At 63.4% G+C, this 26,834-nt stretch carries 29 protein-coding genes; 15 read left to right on the top strand and 14 right to left on the bottom strand.

Features of this window, described 5'->3' with window-relative positions; translation table 11 throughout:
* Positions 1-11: 11 nt before the first annotated feature.
* The 7 genes from THITHI_RS0105160 to THITHI_RS0105190 all read right to left on the bottom strand — a co-directional run bounded on the left by THITHI_RS0105160 (position 12) and on the right by THITHI_RS0105190 (position 4,266).
* A complete protein-coding gene (locus THITHI_RS0105160; protein WP_018232011.1) occupies positions 12-650 on the bottom strand; it encodes a hypothetical protein in 639 nt (212 codons plus the stop codon).
* Entirely contained in the window at positions 647-1,429 is a 783-nt protein-coding gene (locus tag THITHI_RS0105165; RefSeq protein WP_026186070.1) for a DUF3050 domain-containing protein, read from the bottom strand. Before THITHI_RS0105165 ends, THITHI_RS0105160 begins: the two co-directional genes overlap by 4 nt.
* Positions 1,430-1,571: 142 nt before the next feature.
* Positions 1,572-1,775, bottom strand: coding sequence for a hypothetical protein (locus THITHI_RS0105170; RefSeq protein ID WP_018232013.1), 204 nt, complete (start codon positions 1,773-1,775; stop codon positions 1,572-1,574).
* 235 nt (positions 1,776-2,010) lie between these two features.
* Positions 2,011-2,352 carry a TusE/DsrC/DsvC family sulfur relay protein gene (locus THITHI_RS0105175; protein ID WP_018232014.1) on the bottom strand — a complete coding sequence of 114 codons (342 nt, stop codon included), beginning with the start codon at positions 2,350-2,352 and terminating at the stop codon, positions 2,011-2,013.
* A gap of 65 nt (positions 2,353-2,417) precedes the next feature.
* A complete protein-coding gene (cas6, locus tag THITHI_RS0105180; protein WP_018232015.1) occupies positions 2,418-3,107 on the bottom strand; it encodes a type I-MYXAN CRISPR-associated protein Cas6/Cmx6 in 690 nt (229 codons plus the stop codon).
* Between the two features lie 12 nt (positions 3,108-3,119).
* Positions 3,120-3,311 (bottom strand): hypothetical protein, encoded by a 192-nt coding sequence (locus tag THITHI_RS0105185; RefSeq protein ID WP_018232016.1) that lies wholly within the window; start codon positions 3,309-3,311, stop codon positions 3,120-3,122.
* Positions 3,312-3,321: 10 nt separating this feature from the next.
* Positions 3,322-4,266: a TauD/TfdA family dioxygenase gene (locus tag THITHI_RS0105190; RefSeq protein ID WP_083908662.1), complete on the bottom strand. Its 945-nt coding sequence runs from the start codon at positions 4,264-4,266 to the stop codon at positions 3,322-3,324.
* Positions 4,267-4,769: 503 nt separating this feature from the next.
* On the opposite strand from THITHI_RS0105190, the gene dsrA reads away from it, so the two are divergent.
* The 15 genes from dsrA to THITHI_RS0105265 all read left to right on the top strand — a co-directional run bounded on the left by dsrA (position 4,770) and on the right by THITHI_RS0105265 (position 18,210).
* Positions 4,770-6,041 (top strand): dissimilatory-type sulfite reductase subunit alpha, encoded by a 1,272-nt coding sequence (gene dsrA / locus THITHI_RS0105195; RefSeq protein ID WP_018232018.1) that lies wholly within the window; start codon positions 4,770-4,772, stop codon positions 6,039-6,041.
* 51 nt (positions 6,042-6,092) lie between these two features.
* Entirely contained in the window at positions 6,093-7,172 is a 1,080-nt protein-coding gene (gene dsrB, locus THITHI_RS0105200) for a dissimilatory-type sulfite reductase subunit beta (RefSeq protein WP_018232019.1), read from the top strand.
* Positions 7,173-7,259: 87 nt separating this feature from the next.
* Positions 7,260-7,652, top strand: coding sequence for a sulfurtransferase complex subunit TusD (gene tusD, locus THITHI_RS0105205; RefSeq protein WP_018232020.1), 393 nt, complete (start codon positions 7,260-7,262; stop codon positions 7,650-7,652).
* Positions 7,653-7,740: 88 nt separating this feature from the next.
* The gene (gene tusC, locus THITHI_RS0105210) at positions 7,741-8,133 is read left to right on the top strand and encodes a sulfurtransferase complex subunit TusC (RefSeq protein WP_018232021.1); all 393 of its coding nucleotides are present in this window, start codon (positions 7,741-7,743) and stop codon (positions 8,131-8,133) included.
* A gap of 16 nt (positions 8,134-8,149) precedes the next feature.
* Positions 8,150-8,452, top strand: coding sequence for a sulfurtransferase complex subunit TusB (gene tusB, locus THITHI_RS0105215; RefSeq protein WP_018232022.1), 303 nt, complete (start codon positions 8,150-8,152; stop codon positions 8,450-8,452).
* 55 nt (positions 8,453-8,507) lie between these two features.
* Complete coding sequence (locus THITHI_RS0105220; protein ID WP_018232023.1) at positions 8,508-8,840, top strand: TusE/DsrC/DsvC family sulfur relay protein; 333 nt, start codon at positions 8,508-8,510, stop codon at positions 8,838-8,840.
* Positions 8,841-8,910: 70 nt separating this feature from the next.
* The gene (locus THITHI_RS0105225) at positions 8,911-9,657 is read left to right on the top strand and encodes a respiratory nitrate reductase subunit gamma (RefSeq protein ID WP_018232024.1); all 747 of its coding nucleotides are present in this window, start codon (positions 8,911-8,913) and stop codon (positions 9,655-9,657) included.
* Positions 9,658-9,697: 40 nt separating this feature from the next.
* Positions 9,698-11,188 (top strand): sulfate reduction electron transfer complex DsrMKJOP subunit DsrK, encoded by a 1,491-nt coding sequence (dsrK, locus tag THITHI_RS0105230; protein WP_018232025.1) that lies wholly within the window; start codon positions 9,698-9,700, stop codon positions 11,186-11,188.
* Positions 11,189-11,249: 61 nt separating this feature from the next.
* Entirely contained in the window at positions 11,250-13,196 is a 1,947-nt protein-coding gene (locus tag THITHI_RS0105235) for an NAD(P)-binding protein (protein WP_018232026.1), read from the top strand.
* Between the two features lie 2 nt (positions 13,197-13,198).
* Complete coding sequence (locus THITHI_RS0105240) at positions 13,199-13,687, top strand: hypothetical protein (RefSeq protein WP_018232027.1); 489 nt, start codon at positions 13,199-13,201, stop codon at positions 13,685-13,687.
* The gene (gene dsrO, locus THITHI_RS0105245; protein WP_018232028.1) at positions 13,684-14,421 is read left to right on the top strand and encodes a sulfate reduction electron transfer complex DsrMKJOP subunit DsrO; all 738 of its coding nucleotides are present in this window, start codon (positions 13,684-13,686) and stop codon (positions 14,419-14,421) included. The genes THITHI_RS0105240 and dsrO overlap by 4 nt, the downstream gene beginning before the upstream one ends.
* Positions 14,422-14,439: 18 nt before the next feature.
* Positions 14,440-15,687: an NrfD/PsrC family molybdoenzyme membrane anchor subunit gene (nrfD, locus tag THITHI_RS0105250; protein WP_018232029.1), complete on the top strand. Its 1,248-nt coding sequence runs from the start codon at positions 14,440-14,442 to the stop codon at positions 15,685-15,687.
* A gap of 22 nt (positions 15,688-15,709) precedes the next feature.
* Positions 15,710-17,128 carry a cobyrinate a,c-diamide synthase gene (locus THITHI_RS0105255; protein ID WP_018232030.1) on the top strand — a complete coding sequence of 473 codons (1,419 nt, stop codon included), beginning with the start codon at positions 15,710-15,712 and terminating at the stop codon, positions 17,126-17,128.
* Between the two features lie 25 nt (positions 17,129-17,153).
* Complete coding sequence (locus THITHI_RS0105260) at positions 17,154-17,516, top strand: HesB/IscA family protein (protein ID WP_018232031.1); 363 nt, start codon at positions 17,154-17,156, stop codon at positions 17,514-17,516.
* Between the two features lie 19 nt (positions 17,517-17,535).
* Positions 17,536-18,210, top strand: a complete 675-nt coding sequence (locus THITHI_RS0105265; protein ID WP_018232032.1) for a Fe2+-dependent dioxygenase — start codon at positions 17,536-17,538, stop codon at positions 18,208-18,210.
* An 82-nt stretch (positions 18,211-18,292) separates the two neighbouring features.
* Here THITHI_RS0105265 and THITHI_RS0105270 read toward each other — a convergent pair whose 3' ends face one another.
* The 7 genes from THITHI_RS0105270 to THITHI_RS0105300 form a co-directional block, all read right to left on the bottom strand.
* The gene (locus THITHI_RS0105270) at positions 18,293-19,387 is read right to left on the bottom strand and encodes an Sfum_1244 family protein (protein ID WP_033337083.1); all 1,095 of its coding nucleotides are present in this window, start codon (positions 19,385-19,387) and stop codon (positions 18,293-18,295) included.
* Positions 19,388-19,536: 149 nt separating this feature from the next.
* Positions 19,537-20,463 (bottom strand): hypothetical protein, encoded by a 927-nt coding sequence (locus THITHI_RS0105275; RefSeq protein ID WP_018232034.1) that lies wholly within the window; start codon positions 20,461-20,463, stop codon positions 19,537-19,539.
* A gap of 112 nt (positions 20,464-20,575) precedes the next feature.
* Positions 20,576-21,856 carry an OmpP1/FadL family transporter gene (locus THITHI_RS0105280; protein ID WP_018232035.1) on the bottom strand — a complete coding sequence of 427 codons (1,281 nt, stop codon included), beginning with the start codon at positions 21,854-21,856 and terminating at the stop codon, positions 20,576-20,578.
* A 265-nt stretch (positions 21,857-22,121) separates the two neighbouring features.
* Entirely contained in the window at positions 22,122-23,273 is a 1,152-nt protein-coding gene (locus tag THITHI_RS0105285) for a radical SAM protein (RefSeq protein ID WP_018232036.1), read from the bottom strand.
* A 158-nt stretch (positions 23,274-23,431) separates the two neighbouring features.
* Entirely contained in the window at positions 23,432-24,511 is a 1,080-nt protein-coding gene (locus THITHI_RS0105290; RefSeq protein ID WP_018232037.1) for a geranylgeranyl reductase family protein, read from the bottom strand.
* On the bottom strand, positions 24,512-25,597 hold the full coding sequence (locus tag THITHI_RS0105295; protein WP_018232038.1) for a lipoate--protein ligase family protein: 1,086 nt from the start codon (positions 25,595-25,597) through the stop codon (positions 24,512-24,514). It lies immediately after the preceding gene.
* Positions 25,597-26,787, bottom strand: coding sequence for a radical SAM protein (locus THITHI_RS0105300; protein ID WP_018232039.1), 1,191 nt, complete (start codon positions 26,785-26,787; stop codon positions 25,597-25,599). The genes THITHI_RS0105295 and THITHI_RS0105300 overlap by 1 nt, the downstream gene beginning before the upstream one ends.
* Between the last annotated feature and the right edge of the window lie 47 nt (positions 26,788-26,834).

Genomic DNA, 26,834 nt, shown 5'->3' on the forward strand with positions numbered 1-26,834 from the left:
CACGGGCAAACTCAGTCCTCGGCCATGGGGCGGACCGGGCCCGCTTTGCCGGGGCCGGAGCGGTCGTCGGAGCCCGCCAGCAGGGCATCGAGGGAGGCCGTGTACTTCTCAACGGCCTCCGGGCCCTCGATGGCGACCACCTGGTCGATGGCCCATTGTCGGTTGGCGGGGCCAAGGGTCTCGCTGACCCATTCGGCGAAGGCCCGCAGCAAGCCGAACCCCGGGCCCTCAACGAGGCTGTACTTGCACTCCGCATACACGCTGTTGCGCGCGTTCAGCTTCTCTATGAAGGCACGCCGGTAATCCGCCGGCGTCATGTGCTTCTGGTCCTCGGGCGGGCGGTTGTCCGCGCGATTCTCCTCCACCAGACCTGCCAGGCGCAGTGCCATGGCGGTGATGAAGCGAGCCCGTTCCTCTTCGGTAAACTTGCCGTACACCTGGTGATCCGTGAGGTGCAGCAGGAAGATCGCAAACTCCTCGATCACGTCGAGGCGTTGATACTGGGTTTGCGTCTCGAACGCCTCGTTCTCGAGATTCAACACGCCGTTGCATGCCACACGCCAGGCATTGGCGGCGCTCACCGTGGCCACATCCTCCAGGGTGCGGGCACGGTCCCCCTGCTTCCAGCGATTGCGCAGCCGAAGGCTCATGCCGCCACCTTCAGGCTGGCGCTTACACCATCCCAGAAGCGCAGGCGTGCCTCGATGGCCGCGCGCGCCGCCTCCTCCGCCTCCCGAATCTTCCGGGGATCGCCGCCGCACAGCATGTCCAGCATGCGAAGCGAGAGCGGGCCATGGGAGCCCTCATCCAGATGAATATGTCGCTGGAGGTAGAGGTGAAACATCGGTGCATCCTGCTCGGCGATGCCCATACGGGCAAGCAGTGAACGGAACATGCCGGGAATGACGTGCTCGCGGCCCAGGGCGAGCGCCGCGGCCACCACGTGGGGCCTGCCGGTGCCGATAAAGGCGAAGGTGCTCTTCATGAACTCCACGGACGGCGCCGGCGCGATGCCGGCAGCGAGCGCGGCCTCGATTCCCTCGCTGGCAGCGAGGTTCACAAAGCGCATCGCCCCCCGGGGGTCGGCACCCAGTTCCGACATGGCGCCGCAATACAGCTCGAAATGACTGAGACAGCGTTCGCCTCCGTCCGGCCCCGGGATACGGTCGGACTCCTCTTCCAGCACCAGCTCATTGATGAACCGGCACACGGCCGCATCGGGGGCCGGAGTCCAGGGATACCGGGCCGGGGCGATGTGATGCTGAATGAATTTGAGCAGGGACATGAAATCCCATACCGCGTAGACATGGTGTTCCATGAAGCGGCGAAGGTCGTGGAGATCACCCAGTCCGTAAACCGGGTGTGCCTCGAGCCGATCGCGCAGGGGCGCGATGATCCCGGGGTCAAAACGGATCGGCTGACTGGACATGGACTCGGCCTCCCGTGGAGCAATGAATGCCTGGGTCATACATGGAAACGCCGCCTGTCCGGTCACGACCCGGGCAGACGGCGCGAAGGCAAACCGGGTCGGCATGCGCAAACCCGGGGAGGGAGATCACCCTCCGGTCATCTTACCGGCGGGAGCCCTTTTCCTCGTGGGCGATGTCCACCAGTTCCATGGCGATATCGCGGTACTTCTGACGATACGCATGCAAGGGGTGACCTTCGGGGGCCAGATAATACTCCTCGGGCTCGACGCCATTGGCATGTTCGTACTCGATGAACTTCTTCTGCATCTCGAGCATCTGCTTGATCAGTTCCTGCTTCTTGCTCATCGCTTTCTTGGCCTCCGATTGATTCGGTGTGGCGGAGTGGCTCCGAAACTGCCCCGGAATATAGCACCGCCCTCCAAACCGCCTTAACCCCCCTAAGGGGATATAAATGCAGTGGCTAGTCTCAAGTGGCAAGTGGCAAGGGAACCCACCCAAACCCCGGCCCTCACCCTGAGGAAGAGGAAGTGAATGATTTTGCCTTTCCTTGCCACTTGAGACTTGAGACTTGAGACTGCCTTCAATATCCGCCCTTGCGGCGGCTCTCCGGCAGGCCGGCGATCCGGCCCCCCTGCTTGCTGGGATCCAGCGGGAAGAGGTCATAGATAGTCTTCGCGTCGACGCTCTTGTCATCCCACTTGGCCTGCATGGCCTTGACAATGGTACGGGTATTGGGCTGATTCTCGTTGTTGTTGATGTACTCGTCGCGCAGATAATGGATCAGATCCCAGTGCCGCTCGGTCAGTTCGATACCTTCCTTGGCCGCGATGGCCTCGGCCACCTTCTCGCTCCAGTCACCGATGTCCTCCAGGTACCCCTTGTCATTGGTCTCAATGGTGACCCCATCCACTTCCAGACTCATCGAATCATCCTCCTGCAGAAAATGTGGTTTATCGGGTTAAAGACACATCAAGCTCTGAATTCCGCTCAGCTTCCCTGCTTGCCCTGCACCGGGGCGACATCCTTGTGGCCTATGAACAACCCGCAGCCCATGAGCCGCCGCGGCCCGATCCCGGCACGCTGAAGCAGCACCGAGGAATACGGGTCCAGGTCGGCCACCATGAGGCTGCGCGTGAATACCTCGCCCTCGGGCGTATGCAGCACATGACTGCGGCCGCACAGCAGTTTTGACACCGGCACATCCAGCTCCCGCAGATGCCGGGCCGCCTCACGCAGAAAGTCCTCCTCGTCCTGTGTCGCCCGGGCCACCACATAGCGGGCCAGCAACGCCGGCTGAGGCTGCAGGGGGATCACGCTCGCCTCGCCAAGGCTGAGTTCGAAGCCATCCAGGTCGAACCGCTGCCCGGCCAGGTCACGGGCATTCTCCAGGCGGTGCCGGGGCAGGCGCAGGCGAAAGCGGGCCCGGCGGGAGAGATGCAGCACATCGTGCTCCGGATCCTGCGGACGGTACCAGCCATTGCCGGATTCCGCCCCGTGGATCAGGTGGATACCGGCATGCTCCTCGTCCTCCAGCCAGGGCAGCACCCGGCGCACCGCGCTGGACAGGGCATAGGCGTGGTCCAGAGGCAGGCAGCGGCAGTCGATGCGGTAGGACACATCGACCACGTCATCGGGCAACTGCTCGACTCCGGTTTGCGGCATTTCATCCCAGTACATATGCGTACATCCCTATGACATGGGTGAAGTGAACGCCGCCTCGATCTGCTCCTCCCAGTCCGGAGGTGTATCCGGAAAAGGCGGCTTCACGTCGGAACTCAGGAATCGCTCGCCCTCCCGGGCGCGCTGGCGCACGAGTTCCAGCAGTTCCTGGAAGGACTGCAGGTCGTGATTCTGCATCAGGACTTCACTCAACCAGAGCATGGTATTTTCCTCAGGTTCCGGCAATCCGGTCCAGATATCGGGCCCGGTAGATCAGCCGTTGGTGACCCCCGCCGGCATCATCCCTGAACCCGGTGCGCGCATGCAGGACGTTGTTGCATACCACGCCCTCACCGGGGCGCAGCCGGTAGCGCAGGATATCCGGATTGTCGTCCCCGCCGAGCAGTTCCCGGATGCGCGCGGCCGCGGCCCGGGTGGGCCCGTCGTCCCGCCACCGGATATTGCGGAGCCTCGCCGTGTAGCGCATGTGAAGCCGGCCGCTGGCCGGGTCGACACTGAAAACCGGACCGCTCTGGGCCTCCCGCAGGGTCTCGCCGTTGACCACGTTGGGGGGAATGGTGAAGGCCCGGGGGTGGCTCAGTGCCTCGATCCAGGCCGGATTCTCGTCGCGCAGGCGGATATAGAGCAACTCGTGATCCATGTAGGCGTTCTCGCCCCCCTCCGGGGCATCGGAGACACAATGCAGCAGCATGGCCCGGATACGCCTGTGGGGCGGGTTGTAGTAGCCGTCACAGTGCCAGCTGAGCGGGCGGTCGGTATAGGGAATGTACTCGCCCTGAGGGCCGCCCGGGGTCACGCGCAGTTCACTGACCCCGTCCTCTTCCGCGCACAGGTTGTTGTCCAGTCGGACCAGACCCAGAGCCGCGGCGAAACGCCTCACCTGGCCCCGGTCCATTGCCCGCCCCCCGTCACTGCAGCGATAGAACACCATATTAAAGCGCGATACCCGCTCCAGAAGAGCCGCGCGCTCCGCCGCCGTCAGGTCTTCGGGGTTGCCCACGGGGACCATCAGGCGTTCCGGCTCGAGGAGACCGCCGGCCAGTTTGGTCTCCCGCCATCGCCTGTACGCCCGATCCTCCGTCAGGAGAAACGGTGAAACGCCGGAGAACGGGGTCTCGGGCAGGCGGTCCACGGCAGTTGCGGAATTCGTCGTCATGGGGTCTGGAAAATCTCAATGACCTGGGGGTTGAGTATCCGATCGGGTGCCGCCGGGGAATCGCCGCGCACCGAACCGCCCCGGTCACCGGACGCAGTGTAGTGTCCTGCATCGGATGCACAACACTCCATCCGGGATAGGCAGGGACCCGCGCGGCAGCGGCGCATCGCACATTATAACGCCACCCGCCCGACCTGGCCCGGGCCACTTCCGGGGATCGACGGCCCGGGTTCACGGGCCGATGCGGGAACGTCCTGTCCGGCCGCTTTGCGCCTATCCCGAGAGGGATATGCGGGGCCAGGAGTTCCACCCCAACGGTAGGGTGTTCTCCTCGCGGTGCCCCACCTAGAGTCTACCGCAGCACAAAAAGGGGGTCGGCGAACATGCCAGATCCCGGAACAGACCCGGACAGGGTCAAGGCTGTATCGCGAAGTGACTGGTTATATCCTAAAATAACAGGTTACACAGCAAACCCTGTCCCCAGCATCCGAAAGGAGATCGTCATGGCCAAGAACCAGCACCCAACCCCCATGCTCGACGAGTTGGAGAACGGCCCCTGGCCGAGCTTCATCTCCGGCATCAAGCGTCTTCGCGACGAACACCCTGACGAGCGCATCCAGGGCGTCACCAACGACCTGCTGGGCCAGCTCGAGCACTCCTATGAAACGCGCAAGGGCTACTGGAAAGGTGGCACCGTGTCCGTTTTCGGCTATGGCTCCGGCATCATTCCGCGCTTCTCCGAAGTGGCCAAGGCCTTCCCGGAGTCCCGCGAATTCCACACGGTCCGCGTGCAGCCGCCGGCCGGCAACTTCTACACCACCGACATCCTGCGCCAGCTGACCGATTCCTGGGAGAAGTACGGCTCCGGGCTGATCACCTTCCACGGCCAGACCGGCAACGCCATGTTCATCGGCGTAAACACCGAGAACACCCAGGCCTTCTTCGACGAGATCAACGAGTACGGCTTTGACCTCGGCGGCGCCGGCCCCTGCGTGCGCACCGGCATGTCCTGCGTGGGCGCAGCCCGCTGCGAGCAGTCCTGCGCCAACGAGCAGCGCATCCATCGCACCCTGCTGAACCGGTTCACCGACGACGTGCATCGCCCGTCCCTGCCCTACAAGTTCAAGTTCAAGGTCTCCGGCTGCCCCAATGACTGCGTGAACTCCATCGAGCGTTCCGATTTCGCAATCATCGGCACCTGGCGCGACGACATGAAGATCGATCAGGCCGAAGTCAAGGCCTTCATCGAGAAGAAGGGCCGTGACTATGTCATCGACAACGTCACCACCCGCTGCCCCACCAACTGCATGACCCTCAATGACGATGACACCCTCACCGTCGACAACAGCAACTGCGTGCGCTGCATGCATTGCCTGAACGTCATGCCGAAAGCACTCTCCCCCGGCGACGACAAGGGCGTCACCATCCTGGTGGGCGGCAAGCGCACCCTCAAGATCGGCGACCTGATGGGCACCGTGATCGTGCCGTTCATGAAGCTCGAGACCGAAGAGGACTACGAGCAGCTGACCGAGCTGGCCGAGAACATCATCGAGTTCTGGGCAGAGAACGGTCTGGAGCACGAACGCTGCGGCGAGATGATCGAACGTATCGGCCTGGTCAACTTCCTCAAGGGCATGGGCATCGAGGCCGATCCCAACATGGTCAACCATCCCCGTGAGAGCTCCTACATCCGCATGGACGAGTTCGACGAGGCTGCAGAGCAGTACCTGCGCCGCAAGATGGAAGAGAAACAGAAGCGGTCGGCGGCCAACTGAGCGGCCACCACAAACAAACCATCAGAATCCGTATAAGTGCAGGAGTAAGCAATGGCACAGGCACAGGCAATGCGTCCGCCCATCGAATCGGGATGCCCGGACGGCTTCCAGTACATGCATCCGGTCATGCGGCGCAATTTCGGCATGTGGAAATGGCACGATCATCCCCGCCCCGGCGTTCTGCGTCACGTGGCCGAGTCGGGCGAACAGGTCTGGACGGTCAAGGCCGGCACCCAGCGCATCCTCGACGTGTTCACCCTCCGCAAGCTTTGCGATATCGGTGACAAGTTCGCGGACGGCTATGTCCGCTTCACCATCCGCTCGAACATCGAGTACATGGTGGACGACGAGGCCAAGGTGGAAGCGCTGATCAAGGCCCTTGAGGACGCCGGCTTCGTGGTGGGCGGCACCGCAAACTCCATCTCCATGATCTCCCACACCCAGGGCTGGCTGCACTGCGACATCCCCGGCACCGACGCCTCCGGCGTGGTGAAGGCGATGATGGACGAGTTGATCGACGACTTCCGCAACTGCAACATGCCCAACCGGGTGCACATCACCACTTCCTGCTGCCAGATCAACTGCGGCGGCCAGGGTGATATCGCGATCAACGTGCAGCACACCAAGCCGCCGAAGATCAACCACGACCTGGTGGCCAACGTGTGTGAGCGTCCTTCCGTCGTTGCCCGTTGCCCGGTGGCGGCCATCCGCCCCGCGCTGGTGAACGGCAAGCCATCCCTGGAAGTGGACGAGAAGAAGTGCATCTGCTGCGGCGCCTGCTATCCCCCCTGCCCGCCCATGCAGATCAACGACGCCGAGCACACCAAGCTGGCCATCTGGGTCGGCGGCAACCACTCCAATGCCCGCGGCAAGCCCACCTTCCAGAAGCTGGTGGCCTCCGGCATCCCCAACAACCCGCCGCGCTGGCCCGAGGCCACGGCCATCGTCAAGAACATCCTGAAGACCTATCAGAAGGATGCCAAGGATTGGGAGCGGATCAACGACTGGATCGAGCGGATCGGCTGGCCCGAGTTCTTCGAAAAGACCGGTCTGCCCTTCACGCGCTTCCACGTGGAGAACTGGCGCGGCGCGCGTAACAGCCTGAACGCCTCGACCCATATCCGCTTCTGATCAGTCTTGCAGGAGACGGAATAACGAGACCCACCCCTCGGGGCCCGCGCGGCCCCGAGGGCTCGATAGCCACAGGACAGTTCAAGCATGAAATACGGCATACTAGTCAACGAGGGGCCTTACCAGCACCAGGCGGCCGACACGGCCTACCAGTTCTGCAAGGCAGCCATCGATCGCGGCCACGAAGTCTTTCGTGTGTTCTTCTACCATGACGGCGTGAATACCGGCACCCGGTTCGGCGTGCCCCCGCAGGACGATCGCAATATCACCACGCGCTGGGCCGAACTGGCCGAGGCGCACAACATCGACATGGTGATCTGCATCGCGGCGGCCCAACGCCGTGGCATCCTCGACGAAGGCGAGGCCAAGCGCCAGGGCAAGGACGGCCATAATATCGCACCCGGTTTCCGCATCTCCGGTCTCGGCCAGCTCATCGAAGCGGGCATCCAATGCGATCGGCTGGTGGTCTTCGGGGATTGACCGCGCGCGGTGATCGATGACCCGCACGGGTGGGGCACCATGGCCTGCCCGTGTCAACGGCAACATCAAGTCTCTAAGGTGAACGAAAATGTCCGAACCCTGGGAAGAAGAAGGCCCTGGTGAAATCAAGAAGTTCATGTACGTCAACCGCAAGGCGCCGTACGGAACCATCTACGCCCTCGAATCCCTCGAGGTGGTGCTGATCGCCGCCGCGTTCGAGCAGGATGTCAGTCTGGCATTCATCGACGACGGGGTGTACCAGATCAAGAAGGGCCAGGACACGCAGCAGATCGGGATGAAGAACTTCTCTCCCACCTATCGTGCCCTGGAAGGCTATGACGTGGAGAAACTCTACGTGGAAGCCGAATCCCTGGCCGAGCGTGGCCTGACCGAAGATGACCTGCTTGTGCCCGTCGAGGTGATGGCGCGCGAAGACCTCGCCCGCCTCATGGACGAGCAGGACGTGATTCTGAGCTTCTGAGGAGCCCACTGTGAGCATGCTGCATACCGTGAACAAGTCGCCATTCGAGCGAAACACACTCACCGCCTGCCTGGGGCATTCCCTTCCCGACTCCGCCGTGCTGCTCATCGAGGACGGCGTGTTCGCCGCCATGCGGGGCACCACCCACGAGAACGATGTGCGTGAAGCCACGAAGGACCGCAAGGTCTACGTGCTCGGTCCCGACCTCCTCGCCCGGGGTCTGGCCGCCGACAAGGTCATCGACGGCATCGAGGTAGTTGATTACGAGGGCTTTGTCGAACTGACAGAGAAACACGACAAGGTGCAGGCCTGGCTCTGACGACCCGGGACCCTTCAACCGACGACACTGAAACGACAGCAGGAGGAATTACCAAATGCCAATCGAAGTAAACGGCAAGACGTACGAGACCGACGAAGAAGGCTACCTGGCCAATCTGAACGACTGGAACGAGGACCTGGCCAAGGCCATGGCCGAGGCCGACGGCACGACGCTCGATGAGAACCACTGGGAGGTGATCAACTTCCTGCGTGAGTACTACGAGGAATATCAGATCGCGCCCGCGGTGCGCGTGCTGACCAAGGCGATCGGCAAGAAGCTCGGTGCGGACAAGGGCAACAGCAAGTACCTCTATGAGCTGTTCCCCTACGGTCCGGCCAAGCAGGCGTGTAAGTACGCCGGCCTGCCCAAGCCCACCGGCTGCGTGTAAGTCACCAGTGGTTCCGGATCCGGGTGGAGCTGCATCGCTTCACCCGGATTCTTGACTGGAGGAAGCCCTCGTGTCGTTCGCGACCGTGTTCTTTGCTTTGCTCTTTTACGCGGCCACCGCGATCCTCCTGATCGGGGTAGGTATGCGCATCGCGCAGTATGCCCGTGCGCCGGCGCCGCTGAAGATACCCACCACTCCGGCCCCCACGACCCGGTCCGGGGTTGTTCTCCGCATGGCCTCCGAAGTGGTGTTCTTCCATAGCCTGTTCAAGGCGAACAAGTGGATATGGATCCTGGGCTGGGCCTTTCATCTGGGCCTCCTGCTGGTTCTGCTGCGTCACCTCCGGTACTTCACGGAACCCGTATGGACCTGGGTGGCGCTCATACAGCCCTTTGGCATATACGCGGGCTTCGCGATGCTTGCCGGGCTGCTGGGCCTCTGGGCAAGGCGTCTGTTTGTCGAACGGATCCGCTACATCTCGTCTCCCTCGGATCACCTGATGCTGATTCTGCTCATCGCCATTGCCGCCAGTGGGCTGGCCATGAAGTACATCTGGCATACCGACATTACCGCAGTGAAGATGTTCTTCCTGGGTCTGATGCGCTTCGAATTCCATCCGTTGCCCACCGAGCCCCTGCTGCTGGTGCATCTGCTGCTGGTGGCGGTCCTGATGATCATCTTCCCGATCAGCAAGCTCCTGCATGCACCGGGCCTGTTCTTCAGCCCCACGCGCAACCAGGTGGACGACTCCAGGGAACGCCGGCATGTGACCTGGATATCCGGTGCCGAGAAGCCCGCGGCACAGACTGAACGATAACGCCCGGCGACATATCAAGCCCGCCGCGAGGACCGACACGATGGCCGATTTTGAAACACCTGAGGTCAAGGAGTACCTGGAGATACCGGCGCTCAAGCAGGGCGTGATGTCTCACAGCAAGCCGTTCGTCTCCAAGGAGCAGTTCCAGGAGCCCCTGGGATTCCCGGGCGAGCTGGTGGAGAACTGGCAGCAGGTGGCCGTGGACAAGCTCGGCGAACTGCTCAAGACCAACCGCGGCCTGCGGGTGTTCATGGACTCCTGCGTGAAGTGCGGTGCCTGCACCGACAAGTGCCATTACTTCCTCGGGACCTCCGACCCGCGCAACATGCCGGTTGCCCGCCAGGACCTGCTGCGCGGCGTCTATCGTCGTTACCACACCCTTCCGGGCAAGCTCTTCCCCAAGCTGGTCGGTGCCATGGACCTGACCGAAGAGGTGCTGGACCAGTGGTACAGCTACTTCCATCAATGCTCCGAGTGCCGGCGCTGCTCCGTGTACTGCCCCTACGGCATTGACACCGCCGAGGTCACCATGGCGACCCGGGACATCATGAATGCCATCGGCAAAGGGCAGAAGTACAGCAACGAGATCATCGGCAAGGTCTTCAAGATCGGCAACAACCTGGGTCTGCCCGAACCCGCGCTGGCCGACACCCTCGAGGGGCTCGAGGAAGAGGTCAAGGAAGACACCGGCGTGGACGTGCGCTATCCCCTCGACGAGAAAGGCGCCGAGGTACTGCTGGTGACCCCATCGGCGGACTTCTTCGCCGAGCCCCACGTGGACGGGCTCATCGGCTATGGCAAGGTATTCCACCAGGCCGGCATTTCATGGACGCTCTCCTCGCACGCCTCGGAGGCAGCCAACTTCGGCGTGTTCATCGGCTCGATGGACAACATGAAGCGCATCGCCATGCGCATTCGCGAGGCGGCGCTGGATCTGGGCGTCAAGCGCATCGTGTTCGGCGAATGCGGTCATGCATGGCGGGTGGCCTACAGCTTCCTGAACACGCTTGCCGGGCCCTTCGATTTTCTCGATCCGCGCTATCCGGTGCCACAGCATATCTGCGAGGTCACCTACGATCTTATCCAGCGCGGTGTCCTGACACTGGACAAGAGTGCCAATGATCATCGGCGGGTCACCTTCCACGACTCCTGCAACGTGGCCCGCGCCTCGCGCATGGGTGACATGCCGGGCGGGCAGTTCGTGATCCCGCGCGAGATCATCAAGGCGGTGTGCAACCACTATTACGACATGGCCCCCGAGACCATCGGCGAGGCCACCTACTGCTGCGGCGGAGGCGGCGGTCTGCTCACCGACGATCTCATGGAGTTGCGCGTCAAGGGGGCCCTGCCCCGCATGCAGGCACTCAGGGAGGTGACCGAGGAGAACGGCGTGACGCACCTGGCGGCCATCTGCGCCATCTGCAAGAGCCAGTTCTCGAAGGTCCTGCCCTATTACGGATTCCAGATGGACCAGATCGTGAGCGTGCACCAGTTGGTGAGTGACGCCATCGTGATGGCCCCGAGACAGTAGACAGAAGCGACCTATTCGAACTATCAGGCCCGACGGCCCGATTTGACCAGGAGAGTAAGGCATGGCGACTTCCAGCGATGACATGAAACTGACGTTCCGCAAGTTCCGGGACGGGGATCACGAACGCCGCAGCTGGAAAGAGGCGATCTTCGAGGGAGACCACTCCCACAAGTGCCCCGTTTACGTGCACCGCACGCCGCCCTGTCAGGGATCCTGCCCCTCCGGCGAGGATATCCGCGGCTGGCTGCAGATCGTGCGCGGTATCGAGAAGCCGCCGGCCGATCTGAGCATGCAGGAATACGCCTTCCGCCGTCTGACCAGCGCAAACCCCTTCCCCTCGGTGATGGGGCGCGTCTGTCCGGCCCCGTGCGAGTCCGGCTGCAATCGCAATGAAGTGGAAGACTTCGTCGGCATCAACTCCGTCGAGCAATACATCGGCGACACCGCCTATGCGGAGAAGTTTGAGTTCGAGAAGGCCCCTGCCCTGTCCGGAAAGCGGGTGGCCATCATCGGCGGCGGCCCCGGCGGCATGTCGGCCGCCTACCACCTGCGCCGTCGCGGCCATGCCTCAACCATCTTTGACGACCACGAGGAACTGGGCGGCATGATGATGTACGGCATCCCGGAGTACCGGGTGCCGCGCGAGCGCCTGCGCCACGAGGTCAAGCGCATCCTGGATCTGGGCGACATCGATGTGCGCCTCAAGACCCGCGTCGGCAAGGACGTGAGCATGGAGGACGTTGAGAAGGAATTCGACGCCGTGGTCTGGGCGGTGGGCTGTCAGACCGGCCGCAAGTTGCCGGTACCGGGCAGCGAAGCGCCCAATTGCATCACCGGCGTGGAGTTTCTCGAGGCCTTCAACACCGGCCGTATCCAGGTGCTGAGCACCGACAACATCGTCTGCGTAGGCGGCGGCGACACCTCCATCGACGTGGTATCCGTGGCTCGCCGCCTCGGCAGAATCGAGGCCGAGAACGTCACTGACCACCCGGAGGACATGATTCACGGCTATGTCGCTCACGACAGCGTGGCCAGCGCGATGCGCACCGGCGCCACCGTGACGCTGACCTCGCTGTTCCCCAAGGAAAAGATGACTGCGGCCGAACACGAGGTGCATGATGCCCTCCATGAGGGCGTGAGCATTCTCGACGGCGTGATGCCCGTCGAGGTCGTGCTCAACGACGAGGGCCGCGCGGTTGGGCTGAAGATGGCCAAGTGCGAGTTCGAGGGCAACGCGCCCAAGCCCGTGGAAGGCACCGAGTTCGTGCTTGAGGCCAGTCTGATCATTTCGGCCATCGGCCAGGGCGGCAACCTCACCGGCCTTGAAGCCCTGGACAACGGCCGCGGCTTCATCGACACCGACAAGTTCTACCAGGTCCCGGGCAGGGAAGGTCATTTCGTGATCGGCGACATCATCCGCCCCCACCTGCTGACCACGGCCATCGGCCACGGCGCCATCGCGGCCGATTCCATCGACCACTTTCTGCGCCGTGAAGAGCCCATCAAGCGCCCGCGCGTGGATGTGCACCACTTCAACCTGCTCGGCAAGCTCCAGGAATTCGGCCTGGAGCCGCCCACCTACGCCGGTGGGGAAACCTGGGGTACCTCCGAGGGCGAGTTCGCGGTGCACAACTACGAGGACCGCTCGTTCCAGGAGATCGTCTCCCACGAGAAGCTCTTCAAGGGGCACTTCCCCTATACCCCGCGCAACAAGCGCAGTGAACACGGCCCCGGCGCCGACGAGGTGATCGGGCATTTCGAGGAGCGCATGGACTGCCTCAGCGAAGAGCAGGCCGTCGAGGAGGCCAAGCGCTGCATGAGCTGCGGCATGTGCTTCGAGTGCGACAACTGCGTGATCTACTGCCCGCAGACGGCCGTGTTCCGTGTGCCCAAGAAGCAGTCCGCCACGGGCCGCTATGTGGACACCGATTACGCCAAGTGCATCGGCTGCCATATCTGTGCCGAAGTGTGTCCCACCGGCTACATCGACATGGCCATGGGTGAGTAGGCATGCGACAGGGGATCTTTCATGCCCGTCTGATCCTTCCCGGCCTCCTGCTGGCGGGTGTCGTACTGATGCTCGCCGCCTGCGGCCAGGTGGAAGCCCCTCAGATGATGGAGGCCCGCGGGGATCAATGTGTGGAGCCGGTGGACGTCATGCGCCGGGATCATATGAAGTTCCTCAGTATCGAGAAGGATCAGGCAGTGAACTTTGGCATCCGGAATCCCGATCACAGCCTGAGGGGGTGCGTCGACTGTCACGTCTCTCCCACTGCCAGTCGGGAGGATCCGGCAAGTCATTTCTGTCTCAACTGTCACAAATTCAACGCGGTGCGTATGGATTGTTTCCAGTGTCATGCGGACAAGCCCGCCAACGGCGACTACATGCACACCCTCAATCCTCACGGGCCTGCCGGCGGCTTCGACCTGGCCGCGGACGGCGAGAGCCTCGCCCGTGACATGGAAACGATCATTGCGCTGGAGAGTCAGGAGCCATGAGCAAAGAGAGCCAGCCAAATCTCTCGCGCAGGCAATTCATCACCGGAGCCGCCGCCGCGGTGGCCAGCCTGACGCTGGCCCCGGGCGTATTCCTGCTCCGGACCGCGGGTGCCGGCACGGGCACCCAGGAAGGTGCCCGTTGGGGCATTCTGATCGACACCAATCTGTGCGGTGACTGCAACGCCTGCGTCGAGGCCTGCCACAAGGAGAACGGCATCGGCAGCATGAATCGACCCAGGACCGACGCCCAGTGGATCCGCAAGGTGGAGATCACCGACCGCGCGACCGGCCATACCCGTTCTCTGCCGGTCATGTGCCAGCATTGCGAACACCCGCCCTGCGTGGACGTGTGTCCCACCGGCGCATCGTTCCGCCGCGCGGACGGCATCGTACTGGTCAATAAGCACACCTGCATCGGCTGCCGCTACTGCATGATGGCCTGCCCCTACAAGGCGCGTTCATTCATCCACGAACCGCTGACCGACCAGGTGCCCCACGCCCCCCGGGGCAAGGGCACGGTGGAGAGCTGCACCCTGTGCGTGCACCGCATCGACCGCGGCGAGCGCACCACCGCCTGCGTCGAGGCCTGCAACAAGGAAGGCAACGGGGCCATGGTGTTCGGCGACCTCAATGACCCCGATTCCGAGATCTCCCGCCGCCTGGCCGAGTACGGCGGCGTGGCCATCCGCGCGGACCTGGGCCTGAACCCCGGCGTGCGCTACCAGGGACTCTGACAACAAGGGCTGAATGACATGACAGTGAAGACCCAGTTCAGGGAGATCGAGGGGCGCAGCGGCGCCTACTACGGGCTGCTTGCAGCCCTGATCGTCGGTATCGGCCTCGGCCTGCTGGCCGCCGTGTTAAAGGGCACCTACGGCCATCACATCACGGGCATGGACAACCAGATCGTCTGGGGTCTGCCCCACGTGTTCGCGATCTTTCTGATCGTGGCCGCTTCGGGAGCGCTCAATGTTGCCTCCATCGCCTCCGTCTTCGGGCGCAAGATCTACAAACCGCTTGCCCCGCTCTCGGGACTGCTGGCCGTCACCCTGCTCGCGGGTGGCCTGGCGATCCTGGTGCTCGACCTCGGGCGCCCGGACCGGCTCATCGTGGCGATGACCTATTACAACTTCAAATCGATCTTCGCCTGGAACATCTTCCTCTACACCGGCTTCATGGCCATCGTCATCGTGTACCTGTGGTTCATGATGGAACGGCGCATGAACCGCTACAGCCACATGGCGGGTTATGTGGCCTTCGTCTGGCGCCTCATTCTCACGACCGGTACCGGCTCGATCTTCGGCTTCCTGGTGGCCCGGGAGGCCTACGACGCCGCCATCCTCGCGCCGCTGTTCATCGCCCTGTCCTTCTCCCTGGGCCTGGCCGTGTTCATGCTGACGCTCATGGCCGCCTATGGCTGGAGCAAGCGCCCCCTGGGTGATGTCATCCTGCGCCGGCTGAAGAACCTCCTGGGTGTCTTCGTGGCCGCCGTACTGTATTTCGTGGCGGTCTATCACCTGACCAATCTGTACGCCACCCGGCTTCATGGCGTGGAGGCCTTCATGCTGCTGCACGGGGGGATCTATCCATTACTGTTCTGGGTCGTGCAGATCGGCCTGGGCAGTGTGCTGCCGCTGGTGATGGTCTTCCATCCCGTATGGAGCCGTTCACGTGCCGTCATCGGCGCGGCCGCTGGTCTGGTGATCGCGGGCGGACTGGCTCAGCTGTATGTCATCATCATCGGCGGGCAGGCCTATCCCCTGGACATGTTCCCTGGGCACGATGTCAGCAGCAGTTTCTTTGACGGACAGGTCGCACCCTACGTGCCCACTCTCCCCGAGTTCATGCTGGGCATCGGCGGCGTGGCACTTGCCTTCTTCCTGGTGGCCGTGGCCGTCAAGTTCCTGCGCTTCCTCCCGGCCAGTCTGGCGGACGACAAGATCGATCCTCACCACAGCACCCGCCCGGCCGGCGCCGAAACCGCCTCCGCGGGGGCGTGAAAACGGCAGGCGTGGCGTGACCATGACACGCCTGCTCATCTCCGCGGCGCACAAATCCTCGGGAAAGACGACCGTCAGCACCGGCTTGTGCGCCGCGCTGCGCAAACGCGGCCACCTTGTTCAACCCTTCAAGAAGGGGCCCGATTATATCGACCCGTTGTGGCTCGGGCATGCTGCGGGGCGCCCGTGCGTGAACCTGGATTTTCACACCCAGAGCAGAGAAGAAATCCTCGAATCCACGGGCCGCTATGCGCGCGGTGCGGATATCACCCTGATCGAAGGCAACAAGGGGCTTTTCGACGGCGTGGACCTGGAAGGCACGAACAGCAACGCCGCACTGGCCAGGTTGCTCAATGTGCCGGTGGTGCTGGTGGTGGACTGCCGCGGCGTGACCCGGGGCATCGCCCCGTTGCTGCTTGGTTACCAGGCCTTTGACCGGGAGATATCCATTGACGGCGTGATCCTCAACCGGGTGGGGGGCGCCCGCCACGAGTCCAAGTTGCGCGCGGTTGTCGAACACTACACGGACGTGCCCGTGCTCGGCGCGCTCCAGGAGAATCCCGAACTCCAGATCGTCGAGCGACACCTGGGCCTTGTCCCCAGCAACGAACATGACGATGCCGACATCCAGATCGATCGTCTCGCCGAGGCCGTGGCAGGACAGGTGGACCTGGACCGGATCATCGGGCTTGGAACCGACCGGTCACCCCCGCAGGCCACGGTGGCGGCGCAGATCTCGCCGTCGGGGGCCCGAGTACGCATCGCCGTGGCCAGGGACACCGCGTTCGCATTTTACTATCACACGGACCTTGAGGCCCTTGAGTCGGCCGGGGCCGAATTACGCTTCTTCGACACCATGAAGGACGCCCGGATACCGGACGCCGATGCCCTGTTCATCGGGGGCGGATTCCCGGAGAGTCACCTAGAGGCCCTGGAATCCAATCGCCCCATGCGCCGGGCGATACTTCAGGCCATCGAGGCCGGCATGCCGGCCTACGCCGAGTGCGGCGGCCTCATGTACCTGAGCCGCAGCATCCGCTGGCAGGGACGGCGCCACGAGATGGTCGGCGCCATCGCCGGGGACATCACCATGCACGCAAGGCCGCAGGGCCGCGGTTACGTCTACCTGGAGGGCACCCGGGAGCATCCCTGGCCGGGCGCTTGCGCGCATGACGCGAGCGGAACCCCGCCGATTCCGGCACATGAATTTCACTACTCCGCCCTGGAGCCCATGGACCCTCCACCCGCCTACGCCTACCGGGTGGTGCGCGGCCATGGCGTGGACGGGCACCATGACGGCATCGTCTGTCGAAATCTGCTTGCCAGCTACAGCCATCAGCGCCACACGCGCAGCAATCCGTGGGTCACGCACTTCGTCGCATTCATCCGCTCCTGCATGGACCGTTCGACGCACGGCGCAGGCCACTCGATTGCCCCATGAACAAACGGTTTCAAAGGAGTTCACCATGATCACTGTCACACCCGCAGCCGCAAAGCAGATCAAGGCATCGGCCAAGGAGAGCGGCATGCAGAATCCTGCCCTGCGGATCGCCGCCCGGCGAAAGTCCGATGGCGCCATCGAGTACGGCATGGGCTTCGACGACACCGGACGCGACGAGGACCTCACCTTCAAGAGCGAGGGCGTCAGCCTGGTGATGGATCCCATCTGCGTCGATCTGCTCAAGGACACGGTACTGGATTACGTGGAGATGGAGCCGGGCGAATACAGGTTCATCTTCATGAACCCCAACGATCCGCACTATCGCCCCCCCGAGGGCGGCGCCGCCCCTCCGTCTGACAGCAGGGGCACCTGGTCTCCGGAGAAATAAGCGCGGGTACAAACGATCCATGCTGCTGACCATCCCCGAACTGCTCAACGCATCCCAACTGGAAGAGATCCATCGGCTGCTCGCTGATGCACCTTTCACCGACGGGCGTTACAGCGCCGGGGAGGACGCCCGGCGCGTCAAGCGCAACGAGGAGCTGGAGCCGGGCGACGCACGCGTTGCCGCGCTCAACCGGCAGGTGCTGATGCCGCTCTACCGCCACTCCGCCTTCCAGGCCGCCGCCCTGCCCCGCCGGCTGTCCGGCGCCTTCTTTGCCCGCTACCAGCCCGGGATGCGCTACGGGGCCCATGTGGATGATCCGGTCATGGGACCGGAAGGCGGGCGTTACCGTGCAGACATTTCAGTGACGGTGTTCCTGAATGCCTCCGACGCCTACGAAGGCGGTGAGCTGGTCGTGGAGACGGCCTTCGGTGAGCAATCCGTGAAACTCCCCGCCGGCCATGCCGTGATCTACCCCTCCTCCAGCCTGCATCACGTCAGTCCGGTGACGCGGGGCGAGCGCCTGGTGGCGGTCGCATGGGCCGAGTCCATGGTGCGCGACCCGGCGCAGCGCCACATCCTGTACGAACTGCACCAGGTGCACGAATCCCTGCGCGAACGAGACCCCGACGGCGAGGCCACACGCAGGACCGGGCATGTACGGGCGAACCTGATGCGTATGTGGGGGGACGTTTGAAAGACTGTCAGTTGTCAGTTGTCAGTTGTCAGTTGTCAGTTGTCAGTTGTCAGTTGTCAAAGTCTAGACCGCCAGGCGCTTATCACTGCGCAGGGCTGACGGCGTCCAGACATAATGAAGGGAGTTCCGCGTCGCTGATGGGCCAGGACTCGTGCGGCTCATCCAGCAGGCGCCGTGCGACCGCCAGCCAGTGTTCCCGGGACGGCGCCACCAGGCGCTTGAGCGCATCCAGGGATCCCGTCTCCAACCACGCTTCGTACGCCTTGCGCAAACCGGGAGCCAGCGTGCCGCGCATGCCCCCCAGGTTGGCGAAGTAGAAATGCAGGGCGCCGTCGGAGCCGCTTTCAAGCAGGGCCGGCAGCGTGCTGAGGCTATCGGCAAGATGGTCGCGCACGGCGCGCATCACGCGTTCCCCGCGGGTCCCCGCGACCTCCAGTACAAGCGCCTGCCAGGCCGGGCCCAACAATCTCCCCGCGAGCACCTCCCCCACTTCGTGCCACACGGCGGATTCCACCTCGGAATCAAGCATGGCCTGAAAGCTGCGCTCATCCCCGGGGACATGACCATAGGCGTTCAGCGCCCGGCACAGCGCGTCATCGGCGGGCGCACCGCGGAACTGCCAGGCCTCGATCATCTCGTGGAGCATGCGACGGATGGATTCCGTACGCACGAATATCAGGTCGCCCCGGGACATCGCCGGCGGCGCCACCAGGTCCCGGGCCTCCTCCTCGCCGACCACATAGATCCGGTATCCCTCGAAATCCTCGCGGCTGACCAGTCTGCCCAGGAAGAACAGGGGGCGGGCGCCGCGCCCGTAACCTGCACCGTAGACCAGGCCATGGGGATCCAGCCGCCGGTTGATGGATTCGTGATCGAAGGGGTCGTAATGCGTCTTGCCCAGGGGAAGGGGCTCCAGGTCCCTTTCCTCCAGGTCCTGCCACAACTGCTCCTGCCGGATGACCCAGTCGCCCACCTCCTCCCGGTCGAGGGCGGCCGAGTACGGCAGGCGCCGCATCCAGCGATAGAACTCCCGCATCTTGAGCAGATAGATACACAGGGTATCGTTGCCGGCATGCCGGGCATCGGCAATGTCGCAGTTGCGCTGCACACGCACGGAAAGATCCCGCAACTCGCCAGGCAGCAGCCGGTCCACCGTTGTATGCCCTGCGTCTGCCATCGTCTCCGCACTCTGACCGTCGAGAACCACGCCTTCATTCTGCTCCAGGCCCGGGACAAAAAAAACCCCGGCAGAACCGGGGTTCAAAGGCTGATATAGCCCGATCACTCCATTCCGGATGACCGCGATCGCTCAGGTTCGATCGGTCGCTAACCTCCGGATACCCTGGTGAGTGCCTCTTCCAACGCGGCCGGAGACCGTCTCAGCCGCATGAAACTGTTGGCGCCCATCATGCGCAGGTCGGGGAAATGCACGGCCATGCGAAAGCGCATGTGCAGGGCCTCCACATTCCCGCCGTTGACCAGAATCTCATAGGGCAGATAGGCGGTCTGGCGCATGGGCTTGAAATCGACAATGGACATCTGGCGGACCTCGTCCATATGCTCGTTCGCACCGCCATCGGCCTGGCGCATGGATACCCCGAAGACGGTCATTTCCGTACCCGGGATGTCGAGTCGGTAGATCCTGGATACCCCACCCCGGCGTTCGGCCAGCCCCCGCTCGACCGCGGCTACCGCCTCCGCGTGGCTGTTGTAGCTGGCCAGCTCATAGGGTTCGTCAAAGTATTCCATGCCCCAGGTGTAGTTGTAACGTGCCAGTTGATCGGGCGTCAGACCGTCATCGGAACCGAAGGTTTCACGCTGACCCAGTGCGGCCGCCAAGCGTGCCGACACATGGAACAGCTCGCCGTTCAGGCGGTAGGCATGCCTCAGGTAGAGGGGATTCGCGTAGGCGATCTGGGTATTCCCTTCCACCTCGGTCAGCGAAACCCTCTGGGGCGCGATGTAGCCCCCCCGATCGCTGGCCGCCGCCGCCCGCAGCAGATCATCGCTGGTCGCGACGATCACGTGAGCCCCGTCATAGGGTTGGTACTCACCCAGGATCTCGAAACCCTGCCCCTGAAGGCCGCTGCGCACCATGTCCAGATGGTCCGCGATGGAACCGGAGTGGACTGCGCCAAGCACGAACGGTTTGAGGGTGGTGCCTTCCTGGGCATGCAACGGCGAAAGGAACAGGATCATCCAGGCAAAGGCGATCCACACGAACCTGCGGATACTGCGTTTGGAGTACATCATCAGGCACCTCGCAATTCATCGAATCGGTTTGCAGGCAGTATCAGCGCCGTGGGGCGGATCCCTGCCGGACCGGACGAGGAACGGGGCCCTGAGGCCCCGTTCCGCGAAGTCCCTAGAACTTCCAGGCGTAGCTGGCTTCGATCTCGAACTGGTGCATCTTCAGTTCGATTTCCTGACCAGGGGCAAGCGGGTTCTCGCCGCTCACCTTCTTGGTGGGTGCGTACATGGCAGCGAAGTTCAGCTCGTTGTCCGCCCCCAACGCCCTGGTGAAGCCGAAGGTCACGTGATGTTCCATGACACCGGGGGCCAGGATGTTGAACAGCACCTCGGAGTCCCGAATCGGCTGCTTGCCGTAGCTGTAGCCCAGGCGCCACGTCCAGTCCGGGCTGTTCTGCCACTGGTAACCGACCTTGGCAATGGTCATGTCTCTCCAGCCGAAGCCGGGGCCGTTATCCGCGCCAAGGGGTTGCCCTTCCATGGTCAGATTCGTGAACGGATTGGCCACCGAATCCACGTTGCTGTACCAGATATGCTGAACATCGAACAACAGCGTGGAAGTGGGGGTCAGATCCCAGGCCAGACCCACGGTCAGGTTGGCGGGAATGTCGAAGTCACCCTGCTCAGCAAACAGGCCGCTGTAGTTATCGAACTCATCCATGAACATCTTGGACTGGTAGGCAATGCCCAGATGCACGCCGGGCCCGACCTCGGCCTGTACACCGAGTCGAACACCGAAGCCCCATGAGGTGTCCGTGCCACGATCGGTCAGATTGGCGGGATCCATGGAGAAATCGGAGAAGGAACCAAGCCCCTTGGCCTTGAAGCGTTGATACGCGATGACGGGAGTCACACCCCAGGAAACCGTATCATTGATCTGGCGGGAATAAGTGGGGGCAATGAAAAGCTGCATCAGGTTGACGCCCGCTTCACCGGCGTAGAACGTACCGCCGGCCGGAGTCACGGGATAGTCCGTGTTCATGCCGCCGTTACCGTAGATGGCCAAACCGATGCTGCTCTGGTCATCCAGCATGCGGTTCCAGCCGAAATGAGGGATCAGGAAGGCCTTCGAGCCACTCTTGACCGTGCCGGACTCCAGGGGGAAGCAGCCCTGCTCGAAGCCGCACATCGGCGTGCCTGACACGGAGTACTCCCGCCGCGGCGAGAAAAGCGCCACGCCGAAGTCAACGCGGTCACCCACGTTCACCATGCCTGCCGGGTTGGTGGCCGGTGCCAGGGTGTCCTGGGAATAGGCCGCACCCGCACCCGCCAGACCCTTGCTGGTGGTGCCGTATCCGTGAGAGAAGTAACCGTTGGTGGCCTGGGCCACTCCGGTGGCGGCGAGTCCCGCCGCCAGACATGCAAAGACAGTCGACTGTCTGACAAGTTTACGCATGGAATCCTCCTGGGATGGCTTGGCTCGATCGGCCGCGCCTAAGTTGTTATTTGGATGATGAAACCGGGCCCTGGTTATGGTTTTAATTCCGCCTGTGAGCATCGTCAAAATAGCCCAACGGGTCCAAACAGAATATTTGATGCAGGATCAATTTGGTATATGCCAATACATAGTTATATTCCTATGTAAGTAACTTCTGCCCATTGAGCACCCGTTACCGCCGGCCGGCGCGGAGTTCAGGGGAAACCGAACGGCAGTGACAGGCTCAGTCTTCGGTATCGTGTTCAAAGGTACCCACCTGCTCGCCGGCCATCTGGCGGCGCACGAACTCCACGTCGGCGCTGTTGAGGGCGAAGGGGAAACTCAGGATGTCCGCGGGACCGGAATCTCCATAGGGACGATTGCAGGCGGAGACCTCCTCATCCGTCTTGCCGGGGCAGCCGGATGTCTGGAACGGCTTTCCCGATGCGATCAGCTCGCGCAACGCCCGGTCGTTCAGACCGAAATCCACAACCCGGCCATCCTCATCGAACTTCATGTCATCGATACGCCCGCCTGCGTAATCGATGATGAAACGACCCATCTGTACACGGCGCCACTGATCCCTGGGCACGGGATTCCAGTCCTCCATCAGGGAACCCTGTTCGGGGAAAAAGGCGAACATGTGGTTATGACCACCCAAGTCGCGGATCTTCTGGCAAACATCCAGAATCTCCTGCTCCGTCTCGCCCATGCCGCAGATGAGGTGCGCACCGAACTTTTCGGGGCCGAAGATCTCGGCCGCCCACTCGATCGCCTGCCAGTACCTGTCCCAGCGGTGGGGGCTGTCCACGGCCTTGCCGCGGGTGCGCTCGAAGATCCCGGGCGTCACCGCGTCCAGCGCCACGGTAAAGATATCCGCGCCCTTGTCGCGCAGGTTCTTCAGGTCCGCGTAGCTCATGGTGGTGGGGTTGGAGAGGATGGACACGGGGATATGCGGCACTTCCTTCACCCACTTCTCCAGCAGCACCACCGTGTCGTGGTCGGAATTGGGATGAGTGATCATGGAGATGCACATGCGCTCGAACCGGCCTTTGTCGGCATTGCCCTTCACGCGCTCGATCACGTCCTCGTAGCGGGCCGTGGGCCAGTCCACGCGGATGAAATTGCGATCCGCATAGTCGCGTGACTCCTCGCGGTGACGCGCCAGGCCGCAGTAGCTGCAGTTGGCTCGGCAGCCTTCCGGATAAGTGACCAGCAGATTCAGGCAGTGCGTGCAGGCAGTGCGGTGCATGGCCCCGGGCACCAGGCCCAGGGTGATGGCCGCGGCGGTGGACATCTGCACATAGTCCGGGGAACGCATCTCCGGCGTTTTGATGTGATAGTCGGGCCGGTAGAACCTCACCGGAGCAACCACGGACTCGGCACGGGCACTCATGGAAAACCTCCAGAAAAACGCAGATACAAGTCTCAAGAGGCAAGGGACAGGTCAAACCCTGACCCGCCGGTATCCTGCCTCTTGCATCTCGCCGCGATCGGCCTTGATTGCCATCGCAAGCCACACATGCAGAAAAACTGAATGACCCAACAATCCTTTCAGACCGCGGCGCCCTCAAAATAGTCGTCGAACGCGATCCAGCCCTTGCGCTGCACCCCGTCCTCGTTGGCCGCCACCGTGCGCCAGTATCCCGCCAGTTCGCGGCGCCGCTGCACGGCGCGGTTCACCGCAGTCTCGAACTGGTCGCGTATGTCTTCCTCGTAATCCCCGAAGGCATCTGCATCGCCCGAGAGATGGGCGACGGCCGCCTTTCCGGCCCGTTCGCCGGAGATCACGGCAGCGGCGATACCCGCGCCGGTGATGGGATGGGTCAGGCCGGCGGCGTCACCCGCAAACACGATCCGGTTCACCACCAGTCGACCACGCAGGCCGCCTACGGGAATGGCGCCGCCGGTGCGGCAGAGTATGGCATCGCCCACCCGCCCCGCATCGGCCAACTGTCTGTGCAGACGTGCCAGGGGCTGCTTGAGATTGTCCTCCCAGCGCCGGTCCGCACCCACACCCAGGTTCGCAACACTGCCCTTTGGGAACAGCCATGCATATCCGCCCGGGTAGTCGTCCGACAGCCAGATGTCGGTATCACCGCAGGGCCTGAGCAACGGCACGGTGTACTGGCGGGTCTGCACGATATCCAGCGGCTCCATTCCCAGGGCCGCCGCCACCGGGGAACGAGGGCCGTCAGCGGCCACCAGCACCTCATAGCGGATGCACTGCATCTCGCCTGCCTGACGCACGGTGGCCACGCGGTTCTCCGCGTCCAGCTCCGTGAGCCGCGCTCGCGTCCAGAGTTCGGCGCCGTGCCTGTCGGCCTCCCGGGCGATCGCCCGGTCGAACTCGGCGCGATCGATCATGAGCCCCGAAAACCCGCATTCATGCACCCGCCCCGAAGGCAGCACGCTCTTCATTCCGCTGATACGCTGCTTGAGCACGCCCTCGGTCCGGGCATAGGCGCCCATGGGGATCGGGATGAACTCCGCACACTGCACCGGTTCACCCAGGAACCGATTGCGCTCGACGCCCAGCACCGACAGCCCGGCCCTGGCGGCCATGTGCGCGGCACTGGCTCCGGCAGGGCCGAGCCCCACCACCAGCACGTCCGTGGACCGGATGGCATCCATTCAGGGACTCGCCTCCCGACTCTCCAACGCCGCACGGATAGCGGCGATGAAGTCGCGCGGGGTCAGCATCAGCATCTCGGCCGAATGCCGCTCGAAGAATCCCGTCACGTTGGCCTCAAGCTGATCCAGGGGCGTGTCGCGAAGCGCCGCCTCCAGGTCCACCACCAGTCGCCGGGGCCTGACGAAGAAGTCACCGGTGATCCACACCTGCTTGAGGCGCTCGCGGCCCGGGTCCACCGACACACCCACGCGCAGGGTGCCGCCCCGGGAACGGCTCACCGCCTCCAGCAGCGGGACATCGCTCGCCGGACGGTTGTGCTGGTAGATCCATTCGGGTGAGTCAATCTCCGTCAGGGCCTCGGCGAAGGCCTTCTCCTCGGCGTCATTCAGACCGTCGGCCCACTGGAGCCTGGCGCCGAAGGCCCCGGCAAAGGACTCGGCCAGATGCTTCCTGACCAGATCGAAGGACGGCAGTTCACCGATCAGGTCCTTGAGGTTTGCCACCCGGTCACGGGCCGACGCAATGGCCTTGTCGGAGAGCTTTTCCGCCGGAATGCGCAGCACACGCAGCATTCGCTCCACATCGAAGTCGATGAGCAGGGTGCCCTGATACATGATCGAGTCACCGTCAAACGCCCCGCCGGTGCCGGAGATCTTCCGCCCGTCCACCTCGATGTCGTTGCGCGGCCGGTAGCGTGCGTCCACACCAAGCGCTCCGATACCCGCGGCCGCCGCCTCGCAGATGCGTTTCGCAATCGCGCCCATGTCGGCCGTACCCAGGAAGGCCTTGTCCAGATACAGTTCCCAGCCGATCTGGGTCTCGTCGAAATAGATGGCGCCACCCCCCGTGATACGGCGCTGGATGTCGATGCCCTGCGCCGCGCAGTAATCGGTGCGCAGTTCCTGTTCCACGTTCTGATGGAAACCGACCAGCGCGCTTGGGGTAAAACGCAGGAATCGAAGCGTATGAGGTGACGTGCCCGCCTGGTGGGATTCCAACAGGGCACGGTTCAGCGCCATGTTCTCGGCGGCACGGCGCAGACCGGTATCCAGTACCCGCAGTGTCCCGGGATCACGCATGGGCATCAGCCTCCGCGGCAGCCGTCGGAGCCGGCGGTAAACGCGCCCGCCCGGGCCACCACCCGGATGCCGCCCGGCCCCGTAACGGATACACGCGCCAGTTCACGGCGCCGCCTCTCTTGGGCGAGGACGGCTTCAAGATCCAGTTCGATACCGGCGCTGTCGCCAGCCACGGCCATGACCTCGTCGCCCACCGCGATGGAACAGCAGGCGGGGGTGACACGAACTCGGCGATCCAGCCGGGCGGCCAGCTCCACCATCCCGTCGGACGGATGGGCAATGCCATTCAGCCCCGCCATGACCGCGTAGGCATCGATCTGCTGCCTGGCGATGCCCGGCGGCCGGGCACAGCCCAGAAGCAGCGGCGTCTCCGGCAGGGCCTTGCGCGCATCCATGAAGAAACGGCCCACGGATTCGGTGTCCGGCGTCACGAACGGGCGATTCTCGGAGGCATAGAACGGCATGACAACCACCAGCACCACCGCGTCCGGAAGGTGGCGCCCGAGCATCTCCAGCGCGTTCCACTCACCCAGCAGGCGGCCGTAGTGCAGGCCGATGACAATGTGGGGAACCACTTTCATGCGGGTCTTCACCAGACTTTCCAGCGTCGCCTCAAAGTCGTCCACGGAACGTCGCAGATGATAGACCTGCGTGATCGTATCCTGGGAACCGATCACATCCATCATGGCTGCATCGATGCCCGCCTGCTCCATGGACAACGCCACATCATCGTCCACCAGTGCCGTATGCATGGCGATGCGGAAATCCGGGAAGGTGTCCTTGATACGGCGGATCGTGGCGTAGTATGCGTCGTACTCCACCTCGTTGCGGCGGTTGGAACCGCCGGTGAGCAGCATGCCGCGGCCGCCGTCCTCAACGATGCCGTTGACCACCCGCCACAGCTCCTCGGGCGTGCGCGCCGGGATCATGGGCTTCAGGATAGCGGCCCTGCAGTGGTCGCACTGAAGCTTGCAGTCGCCCCCGGTGACGGATACGGCAGGCCAGGTCTTGCTGCCGCAGTCGGTGAGTTCCGAGGTCCGGCAGGACTTGAACGTCGGGGTATAGAAATGCATCGGCGGAATGTCGCAACCGGCCAGCGCGGACCAGTCGGACTCCAATGATTGCACCAGATCCGGATCCAGAGGCAGGTCCTCCAGTGGCTCCACATGCTGGAGCAGATCGTACCAGTTCGACATCGCCGACACCCCGTGAAAGCCCCTTCAGTCGAAAAGGCCGCCTCTCC

The organism is Thioalkalivibrio thiocyanodenitrificans ARhD 1, from assembly GCF_000378965.1.
GTDB lineage: Bacteria > Pseudomonadota > Gammaproteobacteria > Ectothiorhodospirales > Ectothiorhodospiraceae > Thioalkalivibrio_A > Thioalkalivibrio_A thiocyanodenitrificans.

What these genes read in the sequence shown, in the direction of transcription:
- dsrB (WP_018232019.1), top strand. Translation starts at nt 6,093, where the DNA reads ATGGCACAGGCACAGGCAATGCGTCCGCCCATCGAATCGGGATGCCCG.
- dsrA (WP_018232018.1), top strand. Translation starts at nt 4,770, where the DNA reads ATGGCCAAGAACCAGCACCCAACCCCCATGCTCGACGAGTTGGAGAAC.
- THITHI_RS0105290 (WP_018232037.1), bottom strand. Translation starts at nt 24,511, where the DNA reads ATGGATGCCATCCGGTCCACGGACGTGCTGGTGGTGGGGCTCGGCCCT.
- THITHI_RS0105270 (WP_033337083.1), bottom strand. Translation starts at nt 19,387, where the DNA reads ATGGCAGACGCAGGGCATACAACGGTGGACCGGCTGCTGCCTGGCGAG.
- tusC (WP_018232021.1), top strand. Translation starts at nt 7,741, where the DNA reads ATGTCCGAACCCTGGGAAGAAGAAGGCCCTGGTGAAATCAAGAAGTTC.
- dsrK (WP_018232025.1), top strand. Translation starts at nt 9,698, where the DNA reads ATGGCCGATTTTGAAACACCTGAGGTCAAGGAGTACCTGGAGATACCG.
- THITHI_RS0105190 (WP_083908662.1), bottom strand. Translation starts at nt 4,266, where the DNA reads ATGACGACGAATTCCGCAACTGCCGTGGACCGCCTGCCCGAGACCCCG.
- THITHI_RS0105295 (WP_018232038.1), bottom strand. Translation starts at nt 25,597, where the DNA reads ATGCCCATGCGTGATCCCGGGACACTGCGGGTACTGGATACCGGTCTG.
- tusB (WP_018232022.1), top strand. Translation starts at nt 8,150, where the DNA reads ATGCTGCATACCGTGAACAAGTCGCCATTCGAGCGAAACACACTCACC.
- THITHI_RS0105275 (WP_018232034.1), bottom strand. Translation starts at nt 20,463, where the DNA reads ATGATGTACTCCAAACGCAGTATCCGCAGGTTCGTGTGGATCGCCTTT.
- THITHI_RS0105220 (WP_018232023.1), top strand. Translation starts at nt 8,508, where the DNA reads ATGCCAATCGAAGTAAACGGCAAGACGTACGAGACCGACGAAGAAGGC.
- cas6 (WP_018232015.1), bottom strand. Translation starts at nt 3,107, where the DNA reads ATGTACTGGGATGAAATGCCGCAAACCGGAGTCGAGCAGTTGCCCGAT.
- dsrO (WP_018232028.1), top strand. Translation starts at nt 13,684, where the DNA reads ATGAGCAAAGAGAGCCAGCCAAATCTCTCGCGCAGGCAATTCATCACC.
- THITHI_RS0105170 (WP_018232013.1), bottom strand. Translation starts at nt 1,775, where the DNA reads ATGAGCAAGAAGCAGGAACTGATCAAGCAGATGCTCGAGATGCAGAAG.
- tusD (WP_018232020.1), top strand. Translation starts at nt 7,260, where the DNA reads ATGAAATACGGCATACTAGTCAACGAGGGGCCTTACCAGCACCAGGCG.
- THITHI_RS0105265 (WP_018232032.1), top strand. Translation starts at nt 17,536, where the DNA reads ATGCTGCTGACCATCCCCGAACTGCTCAACGCATCCCAACTGGAAGAG.
- THITHI_RS0105280 (WP_018232035.1), bottom strand. Translation starts at nt 21,856, where the DNA reads ATGCGTAAACTTGTCAGACAGTCGACTGTCTTTGCATGTCTGGCGGCG.
- THITHI_RS0105160 (WP_018232011.1), bottom strand. Translation starts at nt 650, where the DNA reads ATGAGCCTTCGGCTGCGCAATCGCTGGAAGCAGGGGGACCGTGCCCGC.
- THITHI_RS0105165 (WP_026186070.1), bottom strand. Translation starts at nt 1,429, where the DNA reads ATGTCCAGTCAGCCGATCCGTTTTGACCCCGGGATCATCGCGCCCCTG.
- THITHI_RS0105260 (WP_018232031.1), top strand. Translation starts at nt 17,154, where the DNA reads ATGATCACTGTCACACCCGCAGCCGCAAAGCAGATCAAGGCATCGGCC.
- THITHI_RS0105235 (WP_018232026.1), top strand. Translation starts at nt 11,250, where the DNA reads ATGGCGACTTCCAGCGATGACATGAAACTGACGTTCCGCAAGTTCCGG.
- THITHI_RS0105240 (WP_018232027.1), top strand. Translation starts at nt 13,199, where the DNA reads ATGCGACAGGGGATCTTTCATGCCCGTCTGATCCTTCCCGGCCTCCTG.
- THITHI_RS0105185 (WP_018232016.1), bottom strand. Translation starts at nt 3,311, where the DNA reads ATGCTCTGGTTGAGTGAAGTCCTGATGCAGAATCACGACCTGCAGTCC.
- THITHI_RS0105175 (WP_018232014.1), bottom strand. Translation starts at nt 2,352, where the DNA reads ATGAGTCTGGAAGTGGATGGGGTCACCATTGAGACCAATGACAAGGGG.
- THITHI_RS0105255 (WP_018232030.1), top strand. Translation starts at nt 15,710, where the DNA reads ATGACACGCCTGCTCATCTCCGCGGCGCACAAATCCTCGGGAAAGACG.
- THITHI_RS0105285 (WP_018232036.1), bottom strand. Translation starts at nt 23,273, where the DNA reads ATGAGTGCCCGTGCCGAGTCCGTGGTTGCTCCGGTGAGGTTCTACCGG.
- nrfD (WP_018232029.1), top strand. Translation starts at nt 14,440, where the DNA reads ATGACAGTGAAGACCCAGTTCAGGGAGATCGAGGGGCGCAGCGGCGCC.
- THITHI_RS0105300 (WP_018232039.1), bottom strand. Translation starts at nt 26,787, where the DNA reads ATGTCGAACTGGTACGATCTGCTCCAGCATGTGGAGCCACTGGAGGAC.